The organism is Methylobacterium sp. Leaf125 (assembly GCF_001423085.1).
Lineage (GTDB): Bacteria > Pseudomonadota > Alphaproteobacteria > Rhizobiales > Beijerinckiaceae > Methylobacterium.
Genome location: NZ_LMNU01000029.1, coordinates 1 through 15,078 on the forward strand (window position 1 = coordinate 1; position 15,078 = coordinate 15,078).

Here is a 15,078-nt window from a genome sequence, read left to right on the forward strand (position 1 = left end):
GCCTACCTGCAGGGCTTCATCGGCAAGGACCAGCTCGTCGCCCGCGGCAAGCTCTTCGCCAAAACCGCCTACGGACAGAACCTCCTCAAACTCGCACACGAAGACCCAAAAGGACTCCTGACTCGTTGAGCGCACACAGGACCGGAGCGGGGAGGGGCCTCCCCGAAGCGGGGACGGTCGGGTATAGGAGCGAAAATGGACAACATCATTCGCCCCACCTTCGGCGCCCCACGCCGCACGGAAGCAACCGATCCCCGTCGCGTCCAGGTCCTGACCCAGCGCGTCTACGGCGAGGCGCATGGCTGCCGCGTCTGCCTCGTCCACGACGAGAGCGCTCCGGAGGGCGATGTCTACAAGGTCGTGGTCGGGTTCCTGACGGACGACGAAGTCAGCACCGTGGCGATTCTCCCGGCCACGCCGGAGGGGGATACCGATTGCGAAATCGTCGCCCTGGCGATCCTGCGCACCCTCGGCATGATCGAGGCCCGCCTGGAACCGCCGGGCAGCGCCTGAAGCAGTGCGAATCGCCTCATGAGCAGGCGTTCAGATGTGGGCTTGCATCGGTCCGGAAAGCCATGCTATCGCCCCTGCACCGGAACGGACCGGGTCTCAACCGCCAGCCCTCGGCAGGGCTTGCGACGAACAACCGGATCCTGCCTCGTGCCACGCGAGGATGTTGGGGGATAGTTTAACGGTAGAACAGTGGACTCTGACTCCTCTAGTCCAGGTTCGAATCCTGGTCCCCCAGCCACTGATTTAACTACGCTTTTTCCACTTCAGTCTGAGAACAGTTAGGCCCTGTCGGGCATCCAGTCGGGAAAAGCTGTTCTGGTTTCGAGCTTCCTGATGGCCGCGATGGCAAGCGCCGGATCACGGCTCAGGTAGTAAGCATCCAAGACCGAACGTCGTTCAACGAGTGCCCGGTCAGCGTCGCGATCTCCGCCTCAGAGCATCCAGCCAGTGCTAGGCGGCTCACAGCAGTTCCGCGTAGGTCGTGGAAGGTCAGACCTGCGATGCCGCACGCCTTGCAGGCCTTCCCCCACGAGGAGCGAAAGCCATCGCTGGTCCAGGGCCGATCCTCCGAGTTGAGCAGGATCACCGGGCTGTGGCGCGGGGCGGCGTTAAGAGCCAGCTTCAGCACGCTGCTGACTGGAATCACGACACGTGCACCGGTCTTTCCCTGCTGCAGGCGGATCGTGTTGCTGTCGTAGGCGCCCCAGGGAAGCTGCAGGAGGTCGCCTTGGCGCTGGCCGGTCCAGAGAGCCAGGATCAGCGGTAAATGCAGGTGAGGGGGCGCCGAGGCGAGGAACGCAGCCTCATCGGCATCGGTCCAGACCTTTTCCGTCCGCGTCGCTCGGTAGAGGCGGCCACCCTTCTCGCAGGGGTTGGCCAGAATTAGCCCGCGGTCGAGCGCCCAGGAGAGGACACGGGCAAGGACGCTCCAGGCATAGTCGGCCTGTCGGCGTGAGCGGAGAGCGAGGCGATCCCGCCAAGCCATGAATGGGAGACAGCCGGCGGCGTCGGCGCCGCGATGGTTCATGCGGTCCGTTCCGTCGTTCCCTTCCGCGCCTGCGCCACGGTCAACCACACGGGCGAGACCAGGAAGTAGAAGGCGCCGAACGCGGCGTAGGGAGCGATGTCCGTGATCGCCGGCATCAAGGCACCGTTCGCCTTGAGGATGAAGTGCGTGCCTGCAAGGGCCGACTGCGCTCCGCTGAGCGCCATCGCCCACTGGGCGCCCGCCTGCCAGCGCCGCACGCCGGTCGCGAGTTGCAACAGGCCGGAGAGGATCGCCCAGATCCCGAACACCGCCAGCACCGCGTGCATGCCCCATCCGAGCGCGAGCGCCACTGCGACGGCGACGACGGTGCTGGCGGCCGCGTTGAGGGCTTGGCTGGGATTGGCCGTCAGGCCGCCGCTGCGACGCGCGTCGATGACGTTGGCGACGGCATCCCAGGCGGGATAGGCGACGAGAAGCACCGCCGCGGCCGCCGGCATGGCCTTTCCGATGGTGAAGGCGGCAGCGACCCAGCCGACGGATATTCCGGCACGGAGGAAGTAATAGGAACTCAGCCAGCGCGAAGTGTCATGGCCGGGTCTTTGGATAATCGTCATCGTGGTTCCCTTTGGGTGCGCGGCAAGGCGGAGAATCGGCACGACCCGCAATCACGCGGAGGACGCCGGCGACCGAAACGCCGGACTTCGTGAAACCGGTGTCTTTCCAGGGGGATATGCCTCGCCTCGGAAGGCACTTTTACAAACGGACACCGATGACACCCATGACCGGATCGCTGGAAAACTTGACCGTTCCGGAGGATGAACCGAGCGTCGCCGGCGACCTCCTCTCCCTCGTCCTGGCGCAGATCCGGCTCACCGGGGACTACGTCCGGTCCCATGAGGTCGAGCGGTCAGGGATCTTGGACCTGGAGGTTGGGGCCGCCCATGTCATCGTGGTCGCCGAGGGTTCGCTCCACGTGGAGGGCGACGGCGCGGAGCGCGTCATCATCGACACGGGCGATCTCGTGCTTCTGTCCCGCGGGCTCGGAGGGGCCAGGCTCGTGGCCTCCGCCTCGCACGCTTCGGTGATCGTCTGTCGGTTCTGGTTCGATCCCCACGCCCTGCGCGGCATGGTCTCGGCCCTGCCCGGGCGCATCCACATCCGGCGCGATGAGGGGGCGGGGTGGCTGGAGGGCATCGTACCCTTCCTGATGGTCGAGGTGACCGACGACGAGCCGGGCGCGGCCCTGATGATCTCGCGGATCATCGACGTCATCGTCATCCGCACCCTACGGACCTGGGTGCGGCGCGGGCACACCACCGGATGGCTGGGAGGGCTCTCGGACGCCCGCATCGCCCGGGCCTTGAAGGTCATGCACGAGCGCCCGTCGCATCCTTGGGGCATCAAGGCTTTGGCGGACGCGGCCGGCATGTCGCGATCGAGCTTCAGCGACCGATTTACGGCACTCGTCGGGCGCTCGCCCCTGCGCTACCAGAACGAGTGGCGGCTTACGCTCGCCCGGGGCATGCTGGTCGCTCGCGAGGCGCGTGTCGGAGAGATCGCATTGCGCGTCGGGTACGCGTCGGAGGCAGCCTTCAGCCGCGCCTACAAGGCCATGTTCGGATACCCGCCGCGGGACGAACCTGCGCCGCCGAGCGGTTCCGGATCGCGCGAGCAGGACGGTGGTTTGCGGCAGGGGGCTGAGCGGGTCGAACCCACGCCTACGTCCGCTTTTGCGCGGCCATCATAGCAGTCTGTACGGCTCGGTTGGTCGACGCCTGCCTGTCTGCTCTATGACCGGGTTGGGTGGAAATCTGCTGGTCCGCCTTCGGGTATAAGACCCGTAAAAAGGACGTCCCATGTCCTGCAGAAGCTGGCTGGAATGGAACGCCTGCTGCGAAGCAATACTCTCAAAGAGCGCGCAAATTCTACTCCGTTGCTTCTTGAGACTGTAGATCCGTGCGATCGCCGCTCCTGCTACTTCAAAGCGTCCACGACGGCGTCGAAGAACACCTGAGGCGGTATCAGCTGAAGGTTCTGAGGTTTTGAGGCCGCGCTCGTTACGGCGATCACGACGCGCTCCTTGGGGTCGATGTAGACGAACTGGCCGAATATGCCCCGGGCCATGAATGCTCTGTCGGCCCGTGCCGGAGCCGAGGTGGCGATCCACCACATGTAGCCGTAGTCCAGCGGAGCGCCACCCTTCAGGATCTTGGCGGTGCTAGCTTCCTGCAGCCATCCGTCGGGCAGGATCGACCTGCCCTCGACCACGCCGCCGTCGAGGTAGAACTGGCCGAACCTCGCGAAATCGCGCAGCGTCGCCGACAGGCCACTGCCGGCGATCTCGAGCCCGCCGGGCGAGTCCAGCCACCATCTGGCCTCGACCTCCATGCCGTAGGGCTTCCAGATCTTCTCCGAAAGGTAGTCGGCGAGAGGACCCTTGATAGCGCCATGAAGAATCTCGCCAGCCACCTGGGTCTCACCGGTGCTGTAGTTAAACTTCGTTCCGGGCTCGACCGCGCGGGGCAGCTTCGCCATGACATCCATGGCGGCGTCGCGCTGCTGAGATTCCTGCGCCTTGAGGAGATCGCGCCGGTCGGATCGAGGATCGGTGTAGGCCTCGTTCCACTTCGCGCCGGACGACATCATTAGCACATCGCGGATGCTTACGCCGTCGTAGGCGCTACCCTTGAGCCGCGGCACGTACTTCGTCGCCGGCTCATCCAAGCTTTCGATGAGACCCTCTTTGACCGCTACGCCGATCAGTGTCGACGTGACGGACTTGGCAATCGACATCGAGGTCCAGCGGGTGCCCGGCGTGTTGCCGAGCTGGTAGGTCTCGTAGACGACTTCGCCGTCCTTCAGGACGATCATCCCGGATACCCGATCTACAGCGAGGAAGTCGGTGAGGTCGTAAGTCCGGTCGCCGACGGCGAACTTGATCTGTCCGAGCTGCTTCCGCGCGATCCGAAAGGCGGCCGGCCGTGCGGAGGCCGCCACGACCCGCGTCGGAAACAGACGGTCAACGTTGCGGAGGGTGTCGTGCGCGCGGTACTGGCGTGATCGCTTCCTATCTTCCGAACGGCGCATGGCCCGAACCAGCCCTCTGGGCGCTGCGCTGGGCTTTGTTTCTGGGGCCGCTGGCTGGCGCTGGCTGGTTGATGAAGCGGGAGGGCGACGACCGCCGCCGGATCGCGGCGCTCTTTGCCCTACTCTACGGCATGGGAACGATCTTTGTCGCCCATCAGGTCGCCCTTGCTGCCGGGTGGTGGCACTAACGGGGGCGGCGCCCTGATGCTGGCAGGCATGCCGTTCGATATCCTGCTTGGAGGAGCCTTGCTGTTCGGCCCCGTGCTGTTCCTCGCGGCGCCGCAGACCAATCCCGTCCTGCTGGCTGGTTCGATCGTCGTCTGCCTCCATGCGCCGCTGTTCTCGTCGTTGCGACCGTTCGTGCATGCAGGCTCAGATTGGCTCACAGGCGTACTCGTCGTCTTCCTGATCGCACATATCCCGGCGCTCTTCCTCGCACGCTGGACCGCCGAAAACCGCAGGCTCGGTGCACGCGTCACCCTGCTCGCCTTCGGCTATGGCTGGCTTGCTTTCGCGCTCCTGCCGACCCTCATCATGCGGGCCATGGGTGGGTCCTGGAGCGATGTGCCGAGGACACCCTGGATCCTTGTGCCCGCGGCAATCGTCGCCGCGCCTTTGCTCCTGTTGGGAGCAACCGGCGCGCACCTCTTCGCCCTCCGCGGCGGCGGGACGCCGATCCCCCTCGATCCTACCGTTCGGCTCGTCCGGGGTGGGATCTACGCCTACATCCGCAATCCGATGCAGACCTGTACGGCCGCGCTCTGGCTGCTCATGGGCGCCGTCCTCGCAAACCCCTGGGTCATGGCAGCGGCCGCCATGGCGCTCGTCTTCGTCCTCGGCATGGTCCGATGGCACCACCGATACGACCTCCTCGAGCGCTTCCCCGCCGATTGGCTGGCCTATCGCGAGGCCGTTCCGGAGTGGTGGCCGCGCTGGCACCCATGGACGGTCGAGCCGGCACGGTTCGAGTTCTCACCCACCGTGTCATGGCAGCCGCTCCTCGCCGCTTGGCTCGAACGGCGAGTCAGGGGCCTGGACGTCCGCCCGGGCACGACTTTGCGGTACGTCGACGGGTCTTACGCGGCCCAAGGTCCAAACGCGGTCGCCTGGGCCCTGTCGCATATCAATTTCGCGGCCGTCCTCCTCGGTTCGGCGCTGCTGCTTGTTCTGGCCCCCTTCTCGACGCGCTCGCCTGTGCGCGAGGCCAAGGAGCGCCGCCTTGTCTGACGCCCCCCGCTGCGTGCCGCTACGCCGTTCAGCCCTACCCTCGGCACCGATCACCTGCTCCGCCTGCGCCGCGATCCCCTGGGCTTCTACGACGACATGAAGGCCCGGCACGGGGACGCCGTGCGCCTGAGGCTCGGGCCCTACCGGCTCTGGCTGCTGTTCCATCCCGACCACGTCGAAGCCGTGATGGCCAGGCAGGCCCAGGAGTTCATCAGGTTCGAACGGCTGATGCGGATCCTGCGCCAGTGGAACGGCGAGAACGTTCTGACGGCGGATGGACCGGCCTGGCGCGAGAGGCGCCGACACGTCCTGCCGGTCTTTGCGACCCGAAACCTGTCGGCCTATGCCGACGCGATCGCCCGACGCGCGACCGCCTTCTGGCGCCGCGGCCCGACCTCGTGAAGGCGCTCCGCCAGGAGATCGTCGCTGTCTGCGGGACAGGACCCGTTGCGGCAAACCACCTACCGGCTATGCCTCTCCTCAGCGGCACGGTCCGCGAGGTTTTGCGACTCTATCCGCCTGCCTACACGATGTTCCTACGCCGGGCGGTCCGAGACGTGACGATCGCCGGGCTGCCGGTGCGCCGGGGGGACGTTGTTCAGGTCGTGCCTTGGATCACCCAACGAGATGCGCGCTGGTTTCCCAATCCGGAGAGCTTCGATCCCCGCCGGTGGCTCGATTCAGACCATCAGCCTTTCACCTACTTCCCTTTCGGCGCAGGCCCTCGCGTCTGCATCGGACAGACTTTCGGGCTGATGGAAGTGTCGATCGCCATCGCCACGGTCGTTCGGACCTGGACGCCACATCCAGAGAGCGCCGATCCGGTCCCGGAGGCCCGTTTTTCTCTGCGCCCCCGTGGTGGCCTGCGGCAACGCTGGACGCGCGCAGTCGACTGACCTCAGTCGCGCTCGAACCGATGGCGCGCCTCTGCCGAGGGAACCTGACAGATCGTATGGCGCCCAAACCAGCGATACCGATTGCGTGCAATCCCGTCGTTAACGGCATCCCGCCACGATCGCGGCACCACGCGCAGATGTCGCAACCACCCCAGTGGCGCCTGCATGAGGCTCATGAGTCCGATCCAGGCATCGGATCGCGTCCAGGCCTGATGCCCTCGGACAACGAGGTAGGTCTTGTCCAGATCGCTCTCGGTCAAACCGTGACGAGACGCGAGCGCCCGTCCCATACGCGAGCGCGTGGTCGCAAACCGCAACTCCGGTGAACGCTCGTGGGTGAGTAGAACACCAACGAACCGATTGCAGAGGACGCATTCACCATCGAACACGACCCAGGGGCGGTCTTCCAAAATCAGCGACATAGAAAACGTCCCAGATGAAGCCTATCAGAGTACCATGACGCTGCCAGCAGGGTGCGTCCCTTCGGGACCATGCTCTCGTCGCTTCGCTCCCCGAACCCCATGAAGGGTTTCGGCCCTGCCGGTGACGATCACAGGTGTATCTTTGTAGCTCATCCGGACAGACTTTTTGGCGCGTCCGAGGTGTCCGCCAGGGCATGCCCTCGCGGACAGGATATTCTGCCTAACGTCGGATTTGAGAACGATCGGGTAGTTTCCGCTTACGACCCCCATCGGTCATACGGCCATCTCTGAGCACTTCATGAAAGCAGCCATCCAACCGTCAGGGCGTCCAGCGGTTGCGCTGTTCGTTAGAGGTACGCAGTCGGGATGCCGCTACAAACCGAATGCAAGTCAAACAGGACTGCTGACCCGCGAACGACCTTCACCGCTGTTACGCGCATGCAACACACTTCCTGCGAGACGCGACAGATTATAACGCTTCTAGACCTGGCCTGAGATACATTCGAAGACCTCGAAGCTAGACATGTGTGCTCGGATCCCCGCGAACTTGACCGCGTATGTTTCTGGACCGTAACGGACCGAATTGATCCAAGTTGGTTTGCGTCCGTGATCGTGTCGAGAGAAATGACCAAAAGAAGCACTACCCTGGCCGCGTCCGCTGCCTTCGTGCTTGTGGCGCAATCGGGTTCGTTGGTCAGTTTTGGGCCCAGTTCGGCTATAGCCCAGCTCGCCGCAGATGCTTCACAAGAGGTTCAGCTCGACGAACTCTCGGTGGCCGGCATCGGAGGGCCTGCGGGCGGAACAGCACGCAAGGTCGATGGCTACCTTGCACGGGACAGCGTCAGCGCGACCCGCACCGACACACCGCTGCGCGAGGTGCCCCAGACGGTCGTTGTCGTGCCGGATCGGGTTCTGCAGGACGCCGCCGCAACGCGGGTCGACACCGCCCTCGATCTTGCCGGCGTCGGCCGGGCCAACAACTTCGCAGGCCTTGGCCTGACGGAGTTCACGATCCGCGGCTTCAACACGGGCGAGTACTACCGCAACGGCTTCCCGATCAATCGGGGCTACCCACCCTCGCCGGACGTGGTGTCCATCGAGCGGATCGAGGTGCTGAAGGGCCCGTCCGCCTTCCTCTACGGACGCGGCGATCCCGGCGGCACCTTCAACATCGTGACCAAACAGCCCTTGGCCGAGCGCGCCCTCGCGATCGGCACGCAGTTCGGGAGCTTCAACCAGAAGCGCAGCATCTTCGACGCCACTGGCGCCCTTGATGAGGAGGGCCGGGTGCTCGCTCGCGTTACCGGCGCCGTGGAGGACAACGGAAGTTTCCGCGACTTCGTGCATAGCGACCGCTACTACCTCGCTCCCGTCATCGCCTGGAAGCCCACCGCCGACACCACGATCACCCTAGAGGGCGAGTTTGCCAGCACGACCGCGACCTTCGACCGGGGCGTCGTGCCGATCAACGGTAACACCCGCGCCCTGCCGCGTAACCGCTTCATCGGCGAGCCTGGCATCCCACCGGTGCGCAACGACAACGCCCTCGGCCAACTCCGCATCGAGCACAAGCTCGATCAGAACTGGGTGGTCACCGCCGGCGTCCAGGCTCTGGGTGGGAGCCTCGTCGGCGACGGCGTGGGCGCCATGAATGTCCTCAGTGATGGGCGTACCCTGCGCCGAACCTTCGAACATCGCGACTTGAGCTGGTCGGACCTCGACCTGCAGCTCAACCTCGCGGGCAAGTTCGAGACCGGCCCCTTTCGCCATACTCTGCTGATGGGCTTGGAATACGACACGTACCGCTACCGGGAGATCTTCGACCGCTCGAACGCGAACCTCTTCCCCTTCACCCTCGACCTTCTCGCGCCCCGCTACGGGCAATCCACCCGGCCTCCTCTCGCCTCAATCACGAACTTCCTGCAGAACACCGAGAGCTTCGGCGGCTACGTTCAGGATCAGATCGACCTCACCCCACGCCTCCATGCCCTCCTGGGCGTGCGCGTGGAGAACCTCGGCCTCGTCTCGACCGACTACCGCACTGGCCGCACCACGAGCCTGCAGGACACGGTCGCGACCCCGCGCTTCGGCCTTACCTACGATCTCACCGATGAGGTCTCGGTCTACGGCAGCTACGGCCGTTCCTTCCTGCCGAATACCGGCACGGATCGCTCTGGACGCCCCTTCGCTTTCCAGCAAGGCGAGGGCTACGAGGTCGGCGCCAAGCTCAGCCTGCTTGACGGACAACTGAGCGCAACGGCGGCTCTGTTCGACATTCGGCGCACCAACGTCCTCACGGCCGATGCAGTCGATCCAAACTTCAGCGTGGCGGCCGGCGAGGTACGCAGCCAGGGCTTCGACCTGACCGTTGCTGGATATCTGGCACCCGGCTGGCGGGTGATCGGCACCTACACCCATGCCGATGCCGCTGTAAGTCGTGACAACACACTGCCCGTGGGCACGCGGATCGCCAACATCCCTGCCGACACCCTTGCCCTGCAGAGTGTCTACGAGTTCCAACGGGCGGAGTTGCGTGGCCTCGGCCTCGGCGCTGGCGTGACCCATGTCGGTCAGCGCGTGGCCGGCACCGCCCTCTCAACTTTTCGACTGCCGGACTACACGGTCGTCAACCTGATTTCGTACTATTGGATTACTCCGCAGGTGCGGGTCTATCTTAACGTCGACAACCTGCTCGACACGAACTACTACGACCGCGCCTTCCAGAACCGTTACGCGACACCGGGTACGCCACGCACGATCATGGGTGGTGTCGCAGCACGCTTTTGACCTCTATCGTTGCCAAGAAGGGGCATCTGCGACGGATCGCCCATCTGTTTGGCGTCCACGACTGCTGTAACGTTTGAATTGCCGGTAAGCAGACCAGCTGAAATCCACCCTAAGGAAACATGAGCAACTCTGGTCGGGGCAGACACCCACTCACCACCATATCTGGTAGGTGGCGAAATCGGTCGTTTTACCGACATAGATCACTATAGGCGGCAAAGTCCGAGAAGGATGGATTTTTGCCGGTCTGCTTTCAGGCGAATGGGCGACGAAGTGGACATTTCCGCAACGCCACGACGAGCATCGCAGGTCTTCGCGACGTGACGCAGGATTTTAACCGCAATCCGCTTACCCAAAATCGGTATCGTCCTCGCGTGCTTCAGGCAGGTTCGGGTCGGACGCCGGCGAGGAACAGGGCGATGGCGGCGCGACGGCGCCTTTCCTGGGCCTCGGCATCCACCTCGATGCCGAACAGGGCCTGCCTCGAACTCCGCCCGAGGACGAGGTTGAGGAACAGGTCGGCGGCGATTTCGGGGTCGTCGACCGCGATCTGGCCTTGCTCGACCATGACACCAAGAAGGCAGCCGACCGCCCTGACGCCCCGGAGCCAACCTTCCTCGTAGGCCAGTTTGGCAAGGTTGGGGAATCGCATGGCCTGGGCGGCGATGCAGCGGGTGAGCGCTGCGGCTCCCGGTTCATGGGAGCGGGCAAGAAGGTTGCGGCTCAGCTCGTCCAGCACCGTGGCCGCATCCTTCGGGGTGGCCCTGAGAGCCTGCATCTCCGCCGCCGCCGAAAGGGGGGCGAGCCATTCCCGAATGCGGCCCTGCAGGACCGCCTCGAACAGGGCGCGCTTGTCCTGATAGCGGGAATAGAGCGTCGGCTTGCTGACGCCCGCGGCTTCCGCCACCGCGTCGATGGAGGTGCCGTCGAAGCCGCGCTCGATGAATAATTGGGTGGCGACCTCCACGATGCGCGCCTCACGCCGGGCGGCTTCCTCGCGTGTCGGCCGTCCGCCCGTGCCGCGCTTCGATGTCGCCTCGGGCTCGGCGGTCGAGGTCTCAGCCATCACCATGCTCCTTGTCACGTCCGGTCTCATCCTATATCGATACTTTACCGTATCGTATTGATGTTGGCCACCACCATGGACGCTCGACCCAGCGATCTTCCCCAAACGGAAGCTCTGACCGCTATCACGGGGACCGGGGGCAATCCCACACCGGCCGCCTCGGGCCACCAGGCCGTTGCACCGGCTGCCAAGCGTCGAAAGGCGCGCTGGATCCTTCCCGCTCTCCTCCTCGCCGCCCTGGGCGGTGGTGGCAGCTACGGTTGGCACTGGTGGACGGTCGGGCGGTTCCTGGAGACGACCGAGGATGCCTACCTGCAGGCCGACAAGGTGACCGTCGCCCCGCGCATCGCCGGCCACGTCGCCGAGGTGCTGGTCGGCGACAACCAGCCGGTGAAGGTCGGCGACGTCGTCGCCCGCCTCGACGACCGCGAGTATCGGGTCATGCTTAAGCAGGCCGAGGCGGAGGTCGGGAAGAGCCGGGCCCAGCTCCTCAGCACCGCCGCCGCCATCCTGCAGCAGCAGGCCCAGGTCCAGTCCGCGAAGGCCGAGGTCGAGAACACCGACGCGGCTCTCGACTTCGCCGGCAAGGAATACACCCGCTACCAGAACCTGTTGCAGACCGGCTCGGGCACGGCGCAGCGCCAGCAGCAGGCGGATGCCGACCTGCGCCAGAAGCGGGCGGCACACGACAAGGCCATCGCCTCCCTTGATGCAGCCCGGAAGCAGGTGGAGAGTTTCCGCGCCCTGGAGGGAAGCGCGAAGGCGAGCCTTGAGGCGGCGCAGGCGAAGGTCGAGCAGGCACAGCTCAACCTGACCTACACCACCATCACGGCGCCCGTTGACGGTGTGGTCGGCGACCGCTCCCTGCGGGTCGGACAGTTCGTCTCCGCCGGCACGGGCATGCTGACCGTGGTGCCGATGGGTCGCGACATCTACCTCGTGGCGAACTTCAAGGAGACCCAGACCGGGCGGATCGTCGAAGGTCAGCACGTCACCTTCACGGTCGATGCCCTTGGCGAACACGCGTTCGAAGGGCGTATCGAGAGCTTCTCGCCCGGCACAGGCGCGCAGTTCGCCCTGCTGCCACCGGAGAACGCCACCGGCAACTTCACCAAGGTCGTCCAGCGCGTGCCGGTCCGCATCGCCCTGGATGATGGGGACCCGCTGCTCGCGCGGCTGCGTCCGGGCCTCTCGGTCGAGGCGACGGTGCATACACGGGATGAGGTCGAGCGGGTCGAGCCTCGGCAGGGCAAGCCGCGCCCGGCGCTCGTGAGCGAGGCGCTGCCGCGATGAGCGCCGGCGCGACGGCCACGACGGCGCCTGAGGTCAAGGCGAGCGCCCGCGACTGGCTGGCGGTGTTCGGCGCGATCCTCGGCGCGTTCACCGCCATTCTCGACATCCAGATCACCAACGCCTCGCTCGCCGACATCCAGGGGGCGCTCGGCGCCTCCACCGAGGAGGGAAGCTGGATCTCGACCGCCTACCTCATGGCCGAGATCATCGTGATCCCGCTCACCGGCTGGCTCTCCTCGGTGATCGGCCTGCGACGGTACCTGTCGGTGAACACGATGCTGTTCACGGCCTTCTCGCTCGCCTGCGCGCTCTCGACATCGCTCTCGCAGATGATCCTGTTCCGCGCCGGCCAAGGCTTCACCGGTGGCGTGCTGATCCCGACCGCCATCGTCATCGTGCGCACGCGCCTGCCGAAGAGCCAGCAGACCATCGGCATCGCGATGTTCGGGCTGACCGCCACCTTCGCCCCGGCCATCGGCCCGACGGTGGGCGGCTGGCTCACCGACAACTTCTCCTGGCACTACATCTTCTACCTGAACCTGATTTTCGGCCCGCTCGCGATGGGCATCCAGCTCGGCGCCTTCGACGACGTGCCGGCGCGGTGGGCCGAGCTCCTGAAGGGCGACTGGATCGGCATCGGCCTGATGGCCACCGGCTTGCCGGCGCTGACCTACGTGCTGGAGGAGGGCCAGCGGAAGGACTGGTTCGGCTCGCAGATCATCGTGAACATGTCGCTGCTGGCGGCCGCCGGTATCACCGGCTTCATCGTGCGCGGGCTGATGGCCGAGCGGCCCTTCATCAACCTGCGGGTGCTCGGCAACCGCTCGGTCGGCGGCTCGTGCGTGCTGATGACGGTCCTCGGCGCAGTCTCGTTCGGCTCGATCTACATCATCCCGGTCTACTGCGCGCAGATCCAGGGCTACAACGCCCAGCAGATCGGCTACGTGGTGATGTGGTCCGGGCTGCCGCAGTTGCTGCTGTTCCCGATGATGCCCCTGATCATGCGGGTCTTCGACGCCCGGCTGCTGGTGGTGACCGGGACGCTGTTCTTCATTGCAAGCTGCTGGATCAACGTCGGCCTCACCCACGACGTCGGCATGGACCAGTTGATCCTGCCGCAGTTGATGCGGGCCATCGGCCAGCCGCTGTTCACCATCCCGCTCTCGCAGCTCTCGACGGCGGGCCTCGCACCGCGCGACACGGCCGACGCCTCGGCGCTGTCGAACATGATGCGTAACCTCGGCGGCTCCATCGGCATTGCCATGCTCTCGACGATGATCGACCGGCGCGAGCACATGCACTTCTCGGTGCTGGCCGAGGCAATCACCGTGAACGCCACGCGGACGCAGGAGCGCCTCGCCGCGCTGGCCGCCGGCCTGCACGGGCATATCGCCGACCAGGCGGCCGCGAAGGGCGCCGCTATCGGCATGCTGGCCCAGCAGGTTCGCCGCGAGGCTTACGTCATGGCCTACGCGGACGGGTTCTACATCGTCGGCGTCAGCCTCGTTCTCAGCCTGGGCGTCGTCGCCATCCTGAAAAAGCCGCAGCGGACGGCGGGCCCCATCGAGGCGCACTGAACCTGCCGCTCGACGGATCGCACTGTCCGCCTTGTGACCGTGCGATCAGTGGCCGGCCTGCGCTCCGCCCCCTGCGCGGGTCGGCCACGACACCTTTCGGATACGTTGCGTGCCGCGGCGATTCCCACCTTCGCGGGCAAGGCGTCAGTCCTCTCGCGCACCTAGGCGAGGCCGTCACCAACCTGGGATGGGACACATCGAGGCCGCCGCCCTCATTGCCGTCGGTCGGACACCCTCATGGGAAAATCCAGGTCGGTCGTTCCGTCGAGGGCGAGTAACGCGTTCGGTGGCGGGCCGAACGGACCGGCTAGGACCGCCCCCCTCAGACGCTTTTCCAGGGGTCCATAAGAAGCGGGTTCCCGAACGCGACGTCCTGCACGGTGCCATCGGCGGCGACACAGAGGTGGACGTCGATGGTCCGGACCGTTCGCCCACGGGTCGTCGCGGCCACCAGCGCAGCCGTGCCTTCCACGCGTTCCACCACGCTCGCCACCCATGCGCGAGCACGGGCGCCGACCGCATCCTTGGCCGAGACGGGTTCGAACAGAACAATGACGCCCATGGCGCCCGCCGCGATCCGTGCCAGCATGTCAGTCCATACCCTGTGTTCCGATCCGCATCATTGGCGGACTCGCGGTCACCATGCCCGGATGCAGCATCAAGTATGCCGCCTGATCCCCGGATGCCGAGGCTTCGGAACACTCGACGCTTAAACGGAACGAAGTCGTATCCTTAACGTTCCATGTCGGACCCTGCCCGAACTGGATGCCCGGGCGTACCGAGACGGGACCGATACGATGACGAAGCCTTTCCTCCACGTCGCCCTGGTCCTGGGCATCCTTGTAACCGGTCAATCCGGTGCCAGGGCCGGAGAGGAAGAGCAGGCGGCTCTGTGCCGCGACGACGTCATGCGCCTTTGCCTGACGGCGATACCCGACCGCGGTCGGATCGTGGCCTGCATGCGGGCGCAGGAAGCCAGCCTGAGCCCCGGCTGCAGGGCCGTGTTCGACGCGGGTCCGCGGGACGATGACGCTCGGCGAACCGCCATCCGGCACTGAGGCGCAAGCCTTTTTCCGCCGAAGGCGGCTCGACCGCCCCGGCTTACACGTGAACCTAAGAGCCCGTCCGATAAGGGGCTGAGGCAGGGTTGAGTGGCCGGGATGGCAGTGATTCCAGGAGGGGGCTGAAACCTGACCTGGATCTGCCATGTGGACCCCGACCACCC

At 65.6% G+C, this 15,078-nt stretch carries 16 protein-coding genes, 1 tRNA gene and 1 pseudogene; 12 read left to right on the plus strand and 6 right to left on the minus strand.

From position 1 onward, the window contains the following. From ASF58_RS27255 to ASF58_RS18140, 3 genes and pseudogenes are all read left to right on the plus strand, one after another. Positions 1-129, plus strand: a pseudogene (locus tag ASF58_RS27255) (glucose-1-phosphate thymidylyltransferase); the annotation flags it as partial. A 66-nt stretch (positions 130-195) separates the two neighbouring features. Beyond that, positions 196-513, plus strand: a complete 318-nt coding sequence (locus tag ASF58_RS18135; RefSeq protein ID WP_055955652.1) for a hypothetical protein — start codon at positions 196-198, stop codon at positions 511-513. Positions 514-677: 164 nt separating this feature from the next. Beyond that, positions 678-751, plus strand: a tRNA-Gln gene (locus tag ASF58_RS18140). Positions 752-877: 126 nt separating this feature from the next. Here ASF58_RS18140 and ASF58_RS18145 read toward each other — a convergent pair. Beyond that, complete coding sequence (locus ASF58_RS18145; protein WP_055955655.1) at positions 878-1,540, minus strand: tyrosine-type recombinase/integrase; 663 nt, start codon at positions 1,538-1,540, stop codon at positions 878-880. Next, on the minus strand, positions 1,537-2,115 hold the full coding sequence (locus ASF58_RS18150; RefSeq protein ID WP_055955658.1) for a DUF308 domain-containing protein: 579 nt from the start codon (positions 2,113-2,115) through the stop codon (positions 1,537-1,539). The genes ASF58_RS18145 and ASF58_RS18150 overlap by 4 nt, the downstream gene beginning before the upstream one ends. Before the next feature lie 164 nt (positions 2,116-2,279). Between ASF58_RS18150 and ASF58_RS18155 the strand changes: the two genes are divergently transcribed. Beyond that, complete coding sequence (locus tag ASF58_RS18155; protein WP_082513164.1) at positions 2,280-3,248, plus strand: AraC family transcriptional regulator; 969 nt, start codon at positions 2,280-2,282, stop codon at positions 3,246-3,248. 227 nt (positions 3,249-3,475) lie between these two features. Here ASF58_RS18155 and ASF58_RS18160 read toward each other — a convergent pair whose 3' ends face one another. Continuing rightward, positions 3,476-4,498, minus strand: a complete 1,023-nt coding sequence (locus ASF58_RS18160; protein ID WP_244477387.1) for a serine hydrolase — start codon at positions 4,496-4,498, stop codon at positions 3,476-3,478. 59 nt (positions 4,499-4,557) lie between these two features. On the opposite strand from ASF58_RS18160, the gene ASF58_RS26560 reads away from it, so the two are divergent. From ASF58_RS26560 to ASF58_RS18175, 4 genes are all read left to right on the plus strand, one after another. After that, positions 4,558-4,776 carry a hypothetical protein gene (locus tag ASF58_RS26560; RefSeq protein WP_162242076.1) on the plus strand — a complete coding sequence of 73 codons (219 nt, stop codon included), beginning with the start codon at positions 4,558-4,560 and terminating at the stop codon, positions 4,774-4,776. A gap of 28 nt (positions 4,777-4,804) precedes the next feature. Next, positions 4,805-5,815, plus strand: coding sequence for a methyltransferase (locus ASF58_RS18165; protein WP_055955661.1), 1,011 nt, complete (start codon positions 4,805-4,807; stop codon positions 5,813-5,815). A 63-nt stretch (positions 5,816-5,878) separates the two neighbouring features. Next, entirely contained in the window at positions 5,879-6,217 is a 339-nt protein-coding gene (locus tag ASF58_RS18170) for a cytochrome P450 (protein ID WP_280137559.1), read from the plus strand. Beyond that, complete coding sequence (locus ASF58_RS18175; RefSeq protein WP_162242077.1) at positions 6,214-6,711, plus strand: cytochrome P450; 498 nt, start codon at positions 6,214-6,216, stop codon at positions 6,709-6,711. The genes ASF58_RS18170 and ASF58_RS18175 overlap by 4 nt, the downstream gene beginning before the upstream one ends. 2 nt (positions 6,712-6,713) lie before the next feature. Here ASF58_RS18175 and ASF58_RS25280 read toward each other — a convergent pair whose 3' ends face one another. Continuing rightward, positions 6,714-7,133, minus strand: a complete 420-nt coding sequence (locus ASF58_RS25280) for a DCC1-like thiol-disulfide oxidoreductase family protein (RefSeq protein WP_082513167.1) — start codon at positions 7,131-7,133, stop codon at positions 6,714-6,716. A 624-nt stretch (positions 7,134-7,757) separates the two neighbouring features. Here ASF58_RS25280 and ASF58_RS18180 point away from each other — a divergent pair. Beyond that, positions 7,758-9,920 carry a TonB-dependent siderophore receptor gene (locus ASF58_RS18180; protein ID WP_200930221.1) on the plus strand — a complete coding sequence of 721 codons (2,163 nt, stop codon included), beginning with the start codon at positions 7,758-7,760 and terminating at the stop codon, positions 9,918-9,920. A 376-nt stretch (positions 9,921-10,296) separates the two neighbouring features. Here ASF58_RS18180 and ASF58_RS18185 read toward each other — a convergent pair whose 3' ends face one another. After that, positions 10,297-10,983: a TetR/AcrR family transcriptional regulator gene (locus tag ASF58_RS18185; protein ID WP_055955683.1), complete on the minus strand. Its 687-nt coding sequence runs from the start codon at positions 10,981-10,983 to the stop codon at positions 10,297-10,299. 75 nt (positions 10,984-11,058) lie between these two features. Here ASF58_RS18185 and ASF58_RS18190 point away from each other — a divergent pair, with 75 nt between their 5' ends. Together ASF58_RS18190 and ASF58_RS18195 are read left to right on the plus strand one after the other, a co-directional pair. Further along, positions 11,059-12,276, plus strand: a complete 1,218-nt coding sequence (locus tag ASF58_RS18190) for an HlyD family secretion protein (protein ID WP_055955685.1) — start codon at positions 11,059-11,061, stop codon at positions 12,274-12,276. Then, positions 12,273-13,853, plus strand: a complete 1,581-nt coding sequence (locus tag ASF58_RS18195; protein WP_055955670.1) for a DHA2 family efflux MFS transporter permease subunit — start codon at positions 12,273-12,275, stop codon at positions 13,851-13,853. The genes ASF58_RS18190 and ASF58_RS18195 overlap by 4 nt, the downstream gene beginning before the upstream one ends. A 322-nt stretch (positions 13,854-14,175) precedes the next feature. Here the strand turns inward: ASF58_RS18195 and ASF58_RS18200 are convergent, their stop codons facing one another. Further along, positions 14,176-14,442 (minus strand): hypothetical protein, encoded by a 267-nt coding sequence (locus ASF58_RS18200; protein WP_055955674.1) that lies wholly within the window; start codon positions 14,440-14,442, stop codon positions 14,176-14,178. 208 nt (positions 14,443-14,650) lie between these two features. Here ASF58_RS18200 and ASF58_RS27260 point away from each other — a divergent pair, with 208 nt between their 5' ends. Next, entirely contained in the window at positions 14,651-14,911 is a 261-nt protein-coding gene (locus ASF58_RS27260) for a hypothetical protein (protein WP_055955677.1), read from the plus strand. Positions 14,912-15,078 lie beyond the last annotated feature (167 nt).

Excerpts from the sequence above, each read along its gene's own strand:
- ASF58_RS25280 (WP_082513167.1), bottom strand. The coding sequence starts at position 7,133 with ATGTCGCTGATTTTGGAAGACCGCCCCTGGGTCGTGTTCGATGGTGAA.
- ASF58_RS18195 (WP_055955670.1), top strand. The coding sequence starts at position 12,273 with ATGAGCGCCGGCGCGACGGCCACGACGGCGCCTGAGGTCAAGGCGAGC.
- ASF58_RS18135 (WP_055955652.1), top strand. The coding sequence starts at position 196 with ATGGACAACATCATTCGCCCCACCTTCGGCGCCCCACGCCGCACGGAA.
- ASF58_RS18200 (WP_055955674.1), bottom strand. The coding sequence starts at position 14,442 with ATGCTGGCACGGATCGCGGCGGGCGCCATGGGCGTCATTGTTCTGTTC.
- ASF58_RS27260 (WP_055955677.1), top strand. The coding sequence starts at position 14,651 with ATGACGAAGCCTTTCCTCCACGTCGCCCTGGTCCTGGGCATCCTTGTA.
- ASF58_RS18145 (WP_055955655.1), bottom strand. The coding sequence starts at position 1,540 with ATGAACCATCGCGGCGCCGACGCCGCCGGCTGTCTCCCATTCATGGCT.
- ASF58_RS18180 (WP_200930221.1), top strand. The coding sequence starts at position 7,758 with ATGACCAAAAGAAGCACTACCCTGGCCGCGTCCGCTGCCTTCGTGCTT.
- ASF58_RS18150 (WP_055955658.1), bottom strand. The coding sequence starts at position 2,115 with ATGACGATTATCCAAAGACCCGGCCATGACACTTCGCGCTGGCTGAGT.
- ASF58_RS18155 (WP_082513164.1), top strand. The coding sequence starts at position 2,280 with ATGACCGGATCGCTGGAAAACTTGACCGTTCCGGAGGATGAACCGAGC.
- ASF58_RS18165 (WP_055955661.1), top strand. The coding sequence starts at position 4,805 with ATGCCGTTCGATATCCTGCTTGGAGGAGCCTTGCTGTTCGGCCCCGTG.
- ASF58_RS18190 (WP_055955685.1), top strand. The coding sequence starts at position 11,059 with ATGGACGCTCGACCCAGCGATCTTCCCCAAACGGAAGCTCTGACCGCT.
- ASF58_RS18185 (WP_055955683.1), bottom strand. The coding sequence starts at position 10,983 with ATGGCTGAGACCTCGACCGCCGAGCCCGAGGCGACATCGAAGCGCGGC.